This window comes from Phenylobacterium sp., from assembly GCF_030698145.1.
Taxonomy (GTDB): domain Bacteria; phylum Pseudomonadota; class Alphaproteobacteria; order Caulobacterales; family Caulobacteraceae; genus Phenylobacterium.
In genome coordinates, this window is sequence record NZ_JAUYNW010000138.1 from 1 (window position 1) to 6658 (window position 6658).

General features: G+C 69.0%; 5 protein-coding genes and 1 pseudogene. 5 read left to right on the plus strand and 1 reads right to left on the minus strand.

Annotated features, from left to right (window positions below):
* From Q8Q77_RS19150 to Q8Q77_RS19160, 3 genes are all read left to right on the plus strand, one after another.
* A partial coding sequence (locus tag Q8Q77_RS19150) for an MFS transporter (protein WP_305585504.1) occupies nt 1–1246 on the plus strand: 1246 nt, incomplete at its 5' end.
* 81 nt (nt 1247–1327) lie between these two features.
* Nucleotides 1328–1960 carry a DUF1326 domain-containing protein gene (locus Q8Q77_RS19155; RefSeq protein ID WP_305585506.1) on the plus strand — a complete coding sequence of 211 codons (633 nt, stop codon included), beginning with the start codon at nt 1328–1330 and terminating at the stop codon, nt 1958–1960.
* Between the two features lie 10 nt (nt 1961–1970).
* Complete coding sequence (locus tag Q8Q77_RS19160; RefSeq protein WP_305585508.1) at nt 1971–2831, plus strand: DUF2182 domain-containing protein; 861 nt, start codon at nt 1971–1973, stop codon at nt 2829–2831.
* A gap of 15 nt (nt 2832–2846) precedes the next feature.
* Here the strand turns inward: Q8Q77_RS19160 and Q8Q77_RS19165 are convergent, their stop codons facing one another.
* Nucleotides 2847–4130, minus strand: a complete 1284-nt coding sequence (locus Q8Q77_RS19165; protein ID WP_305585510.1) for an amidohydrolase family protein — start codon at nt 4128–4130, stop codon at nt 2847–2849.
* 360 nt (nt 4131–4490) lie between these two features.
* On the opposite strand from Q8Q77_RS19165, the gene Q8Q77_RS19170 reads away from it, so the two are divergent.
* Both Q8Q77_RS19170 and Q8Q77_RS19175 read left to right on the plus strand, forming a co-directional pair.
* The gene (locus Q8Q77_RS19170; RefSeq protein WP_305585511.1) at nt 4491–6041 is read left to right on the plus strand and encodes a winged helix-turn-helix domain-containing protein; all 1551 of its coding nucleotides are present in this window, start codon (nt 4491–4493) and stop codon (nt 6039–6041) included.
* A gap of 209 nt (nt 6042–6250) precedes the next feature.
* Nucleotides 6251–6658 (plus strand): annotated as a pseudogene (locus Q8Q77_RS19175) (cytochrome P450); the annotation flags it as partial.

Here is a 6658-nt window from a genome sequence, read left to right on the forward strand (position 1 = left end):
CCGCCGGTGGGTGATCTGCGGCCTGCTCTTCACGGCCGTGGTCATCAACTATGTCGACCGCCAGATGCTGGGCGTGCTGAAGCCCTTCATGTCCGACGAGATGGGCTGGAGCGAGACCGACTACGCCGACATCGTCTTCTACTTCCAGGCGGCCTACGCGGCCTCCTACCTGCTATTCGGCGCCTTCGTCGACAAGGTGGGCGCCAAGATCGGCTACGCCACGGCCTTCGTCATCTGGCAGCTCGCCCACATCGCCCATGCCGGCGCCAGCAGCCTGAACCAGTTCTTCCTGGTCCGCGTCCTGCTGGGGATCGGCGAAGGCGGCAACTTCCCCGGCGGGGTCAAGGCGGTCACCGAGTGGTTCCCCAAGAAGGAACGCGCGCTGGCCACCGGCAACTTCAACGCCGGGGCCAATATCGGCGCGGTGATCACCCCGATCGCGGCGCCCATGATCATGCTGGCCTATGGCTGGCGCGCGGCTTTCATCATCACCGGCGTAATCGGCATGCTGTGGATCGTGGCCTGGCTGATCATGTACCGGGCGCCTGAGAAGGAGGCCAAGGTCAACGCCGCCGAGCTCGCCCACATCCGTTCCGACCCGGAAGACAGCGACCGCAAGATCGGCTGGTTCAGCGTCGTGGGCAAGCGCGAGACCTGGGCCTACGCGGCGGGCAAGTTCCTGATCGATCCGGTCTGGTGGATGCTGCTGTTCTGGCTGCCGGACTTCTTCAAGAAGACCTTCGAGCTGGACATCCCGACCTTCGCCGGCGTGCTGGCGGCGGTCTATCTGATCTCCGACGTGGGCAGCGTCGCCGGCGGCTGGCTGTCCTCGCGCCTCATGAAGAACGGCCACAGCCTGAACTTCTCGCGCAAGATCACCATGCTGATCTGCGCGGTGTTCACCCTGCCCTACTTCTTCATCATGCAGATCGACAACCTGTGGCTGGCCACCATCGTGGTGGGCCTCGTGGCCGCCGCCCACCAGGCCTTCTCGGCCAACCTCTACACCCTGCCCGGCGACGTGTTCCCGCGCAGCGCGGTCGGCTCGGTGATCGGCATCGGCGGGATGCTGGGCGGGATCGGCGGCATGGTCATGGCCAAGTCGGTCGGCCAGGTGCTGGAAGCCGCCGGCGGCTACGCGCCGATCTTCGCGGTGTGCGGCTGCATCTACCTGCTGGCGGTCCTGGTCATCCACCTGCTGACGCCGAAGATGGCGCCGGCCAAGTTCCCGGAGACCGCCGTCTAGCCCGGCCTAACGCGCACGAATGGCCTGCGGCCCCGCGAGGGTCTAGATTGGTCGCTTGAGCGTCGAGAGACGGAGGTCGCCATGACGCCTTGGGAACTCAAGGGCCGGGAACTCGTCAACTGCACCTGCGAGTACGGCTGCAACTGCCAATTCAACGCCCTGCCGGACAAGGGCCACTGCCACGCCGTCGCCGGCATCCAGATCGACCAGGGCCGCTACGGCGAGACCCGGCTCGACGGCTTGGCGATCGCCGCGATCTTCAAATGGCCGGGCGCGATCCATGAGGGGAACGGCGAGGCCATCGCCTTCGTCGACGAGGCCGCCGACGAGATGCAGCGCGGGGCGCTGCTGAAGATCATGACCGGCCAGGACACCGCGCCCTTCGCCACCATGTTCGCCGTCTACGCGTCGACCGTGACCAGGATGAACCCCCCGGTCTTCACCAAGATCGACCTCGAACTCGACATCGACGGCCGCAAGGGGCGGATCTTCGTGAAGGACTATATCGAGACGGTGGGCGAGCCGATCCGCAACAAGGTGTCCGGCGCTCCGTCCCGCGCCCAGATCGTTTTGCCGGAAGGCTTCGAATACGCGGTGGCGGAGATCGGCAGCGCCTCGAGCAAGACCACGGGCCCAGTTCAGGTCGAGATGAAGGACAGCTACGGCCAGTTCGCCCGGCTGCACCTCAACAACAACGGCGTCGTGCGGGCCTGAGGGGCCGCGCATGCCCGACGCGCCCTCCTTCGAACGCCTGCTGAAGCGTGATCGCGCGATCACGATCGCGGGGCTTCTCACCCTCTGCGCCCTGGCCTGGCTTCATGTTCTGACCGGCGCGGGGCTTGGCATGAGCGCGCGCGAGATGACCACGCTCTCGTTGTTCCCGCACCAGGCGGCGGCCGTTCAGGCGAGCGTGCAATCCATGCCCGGCATGGACATGGCCCCCGCCGCCGCCACGTCGGCCTGGAGCCCCGAAACCTCGGCGCTAATGGTCGCCATGTGGTGGGTCATGATGGTCGCGATGATGTCGCCCAGCGCCGCGCCGACCATCCTGCTTTATGCGCGCGTGCATCGGCACGCCATCGCGCAAGGCCAGGTCGAGAAAAGGCTCGCGCCGACAGGAGCCTTCGCCGCGGGCTACCTTCTGGCCTGGCTTGGCTTCTCCATCGCCGCCACCGCCTTGCACTGGGCGCTGGAACGCGCCGGGCTGGTCTCGGAGATGCTGATGGGATCGCAAAGCCGTTGGCTCTCGGGCGGTGTCCTGATCGCGGCGGGCCTCTATCAGCTCTCACCGCTGAAGCAGACGTGCCTCGCCCATTGCCGCGCCCCGGCCGTGTTCCTCTCGACGCATTGGCGTCCGCACGCCTCCGGCGCGCTCCGGCTCGGCGTGACGCACGGGGCCTATTGCGTCGGCTGTTGCTGGATGCTGATGGCCCTGTTGTTCGTCGGCGGGGTGATGAACCTGGCCTGGATCGCCGCGCTCGCCGTCCTGGTGCTGGCCGAGAAGCTGTTCCCCGCCGGCCGGTGGATCGGGATCGCCTGCGGCGCGGCGCTGGTTGGATGGGGCGTCGCCACGCTCCTGGTCTGAGACCGACCTCCGATCTCAGGGCGCGGGTGTCTTCACCAGGCGCCCGCCCTTGATCACGCCCGCGACCCTGGTCAGCACTGCGATGTCGGCCAGCGGATCGCCCGAGACCGCGATCATGTCGCCGTAGTGGCCGGGACTCAGCGCGCCGACGTCGGCGCCTGCCCTCAGCAGGGCGGCCGCGACCGTGGTCGCCGACTGGATGGCCTGCATCGGCGTCATCCCGTAGCCGACCATGTAGGCGAACTGCCGTCCGTTGAGCCCATGCGGATAGACCCCGGCGTCGGTCCCGTAGCTGAGCTTCACGCCCGCCTTCACCGCCTTGCGGAAGCCCTGGCGCTGCAGTTCGGTGGTCTCGGTGTTCTTGCGCAGGTATTCGGCGGGCCAGCCCTCGCGGCGGCCGACCTCGTCGATCCAGTCGCCGTCATAGATGTCCATGTCCAGCCAGACGCCCCTGGCCTTGGCCAACGCGATCCCCTCGTCGTCGATCAGCGAGGCGTGCTCGATGGAGCGGGCTCCGGCGCGGATGGCGGCCTTGATCCCGGCCGCGCCGTGGGCGTGGGCGATGCAGTAGGCGCCGCGGGCGGCGGCCTCGTCGCAGGCGGCCTTCATCTCCTCCTCGCTGAGCTCGAGCTGGCCCGGCTCGCTGCCGATGGCCAGCACCGCGCCCGTGCCGATCAGCTTGATGAAGTCCGCGCCCTGCTGGAGCAGGTAGCGCACCCGGTCGCGGGCCTCGGCGGGACCGTGCACCTCGCCCAGCTTGAAGTCGGCGGGAATGACCACGTCCGGCGCCGCGCCTGTCACCGCCCCGCCGCCGCCGGGCACGGTGATATAGGCGCCGGCGACCTTCATGCGCGGGCCGTCCACCTGGCCCGCCTCGATGGCGTCGCGCAGGGCCACGTCGCTCAGGCCGCGATAGACGCCCGCGTCGCGCACGGTGGTGAAGCCGGCGTGCAGCGTCACCCGGGCGGTCTCTGCGCCCTTCAGGATGGTGGCGGTCGCCGAGTGCTTCAGCGGCTCGGCGGGATCGCTGGTCGTCCCATAGCCGTCGGCCACGTGGGTGTGCATGTCCAGCAGGCCCGGCAGCACGGTATAGGCCGACCAGTCGATCAGCCGGCCGTCGGCCGGCGGCGCCCATGCGCCGACCGCGGCCACCCGCCCGTCGACCACCTTGATCAGCCGGTCGGTCTCGACGACCCCTCTTTCGGGATCCACCAGGCGCCCGGCGCGGACATAGACCGTCTCGGCGCAAGCGCCGGTTGCGGTCAGCAGCGCCGCCAGGACAAGCCCCCAAGGCTTCATCCGCAATCTCCCACGCCTCCGCCGCACGCAAGCGCGGCCATCTTGCGAAGTGGGCGTGTGTCGGGTGAAAAAGACAAGGCGGCGCGGCACCCCCATGCCACGCCGCCCCACTTCAGGGCGGAGACCGCCCCGCGCCGATCCTGGCCGAGAAACCCAGGATCGACCCGACTGAAGCCCGCGATCACCATCGCCGCGGCGGCCGTGGGGACCGCCTCCGCGTTGGTCTTGATCGTTCTGGCGCGAGCTCCAGCATGTTCCCCCGCATCTTTTGCGGGTAGACGCAGGCTGACGCCGTCCTATGGGTAATCCGACGACGTCGACCTGATGATTGACTGATGATTGACCGATGAGGGCGCGCGGATGACGGAGAGAGCGACGGTCGCGCTGGCGCACACGCCCTCCTTCCAACTGGGATCCGTCGAGGTCCGCCCCGCGACGCGGGAGCTTATCGGCCCCTCGGGACGGGTGCGGCTGGAGCCGCGGGTCATGCAGGTGCTGGTGGCCCTGGCCAACGCCGACGGCGAAATCGTCTCCCGCGACGACCTGATCGAGAGCTGCTGGGACGGGCGGATCGTCGGCCAGGACGCCGTCAACCGGGTGATCTCCAAGATCCGGTCGCTGGGCGAAACGATCGGCGCCGGCAGCTTCACGCTCGAGACGATCACCAAGGTCGGCTACCGGCTGGTCGATCCTGGGCGGTCCGTTCCGGCGAAGGCCGCCGTCGCCGTGGCGCCGCCGGAACCGCGCGCGCCGCTCGACCGGCGCCTGCTGCTGGGCGGCGGGGCGGCCCTAGCGGCGGCCGGCGGCGGGGCCTGGTGGTTCTACGGCCGCAAGCCGGAGACCCCGGAGGCGGCGCTGCTGCTCCACGCCAAGGGCATCGAGGCCTCCCGCATCGGCACCGTGGAGGCCACCGCCCAGGCCACGGGCTTCCTGAAGGAGGCCGTCGCCCTGGCGCCCGACTACGCCGAGGGCTGGGGCGCCCTGGCCCTGGCCTACCAGAACGGGCTCTATTTCCTGGCCGAGGACGCCGCGCGCGTGGCCGCGCAGCGGGCCCAGGCCGCGGCCCGCCGGGCCATCGAGCTGGACCCCAGGAACGCCAGCGCCCACGCCGCGCTGGCCCTCGACATCCCGACCTACCGCAACTGGCTGGCGGCCGAAGAGGCGATGCGAAAGGTGCTGAAGCTCGACCCGAACCAGTTCGAGGCCTGCACGACGCTCTCCCGCATCCTGGCGAGCGTCGGGCGGATGAAGGAGGCGCTGGCCGCCCTGGAGCCGATCGCCAAGCGCACGAGCCTTGAGCCCACGGTCCAGTTCCGCCTGGCCTATCTGCTCTGGGCCGTCGGCCGCCTGGAGGAGAGCGATCGGATCATCGACGAGGCCATGACCCTTTGGCCCCGCAGCTATCAGATCTGGTTCACCCGCTTCTGGCTGTTGGCGCACACCGGCCGGTCGTCCCAGGCGATCGCCATGGTCCGCGACGAGGTGCGCCGCCCGCCGGGGATCCCGGACTGGAACTTCAAGCTGATCGAGGACACCGCCAGCGCCCTGGCCAACAACGCCCCGGCCGCCGCTGTCGAGGCGGCGATCCGCGGCAACCTGGACGCGGCGCGCAAGGGCGCGGGCTTCGCCGAGAACGCCATCGAGGTAGCCTCGGAGCTCGGCCGCGTCGACAAGGCCTACAACGTGGTCGACGCCTATTATTTCGGACGTGGCTTCGCCATCGGGTCGGTGCGGTACTCGGCCCAGCAGGGGTCGTTCACCCCCCCGACGCGGCTCCAGACGGCCTTCCTGTTCACGCCGCCGAGCAGCGGCCTGCGGGCCGATCCACGCTTCGGCCCGCTTACCGAGACCCTGGGCCTGGCCGAATACTGGCGGCGCAGCGAGACGGCCCCGGATCGCCTGCCAGCCTAGGCCGCCGCCGAACCCCGCCGCAGACCCCGAAGGATCGCCTGGGCCACATCGGGCGCCTGGGTGCGGATACCGGGGTGGGTTTTAAACGGTGGAAAAACTGAGACTGAACGTAGATCAGTTGGAGACGCGTAACCTTTTTCGCGCTAAAATTGACGCCAGCGTCATCTTTGGCTCAAGCCAGGGGCGCCCCAGGGGACGGAGGAACGACCATGAGCGACGGCAATATCGATCTCAGCAAGGACGCCCGCGCGCAGGCCTACGCGACCCCGCTGGACCAGCTGAACCCGGCCCAGCCCGCCCTCTTCCAGTCCGACCAGATGTGGTGGAACTTCGAACGGCTCCGCAAGGAAGACCCGGTCCACTTCACCGCCGAGAGCGACTACGGCCCGTTCTGGTCGATCACCAAGTACAACGACATCATGACCGTGGACACCAACCACGGCGCCTTCTCCTCGGAAGGCGGCATCACCATCGCGACCCAGGACGGCGACCAGGGCCCCCTGCCCATGTTCATCGCCATGGACCCGCCCAAGCACGACGTGCAGCGCAAGACCGTCAGCCCCGCGGTCTCGCCGATGAACCTGCAGATCCTCGAGCCGCTGATCCGCGAGCGCGCC

Bases quoted from the DNA above. Each gene is read 5' to 3' on its own strand.
- Q8Q77_RS19170 (WP_305585511.1), top strand. From the start codon at position 4,491: ATGACGGAGAGAGCGACGGTCGCGCTGGCGCACACGCCCTCCTTCCAA.
- Q8Q77_RS19160 (WP_305585508.1), top strand. From the start codon at position 1,971: ATGCCCGACGCGCCCTCCTTCGAACGCCTGCTGAAGCGTGATCGCGCG.
- Q8Q77_RS19165 (WP_305585510.1), bottom strand. From the start codon at position 4,130: ATGAAGCCTTGGGGGCTTGTCCTGGCGGCGCTGCTGACCGCAACCGGC.
- Q8Q77_RS19155 (WP_305585506.1), top strand. From the start codon at position 1,328: ATGACGCCTTGGGAACTCAAGGGCCGGGAACTCGTCAACTGCACCTGC.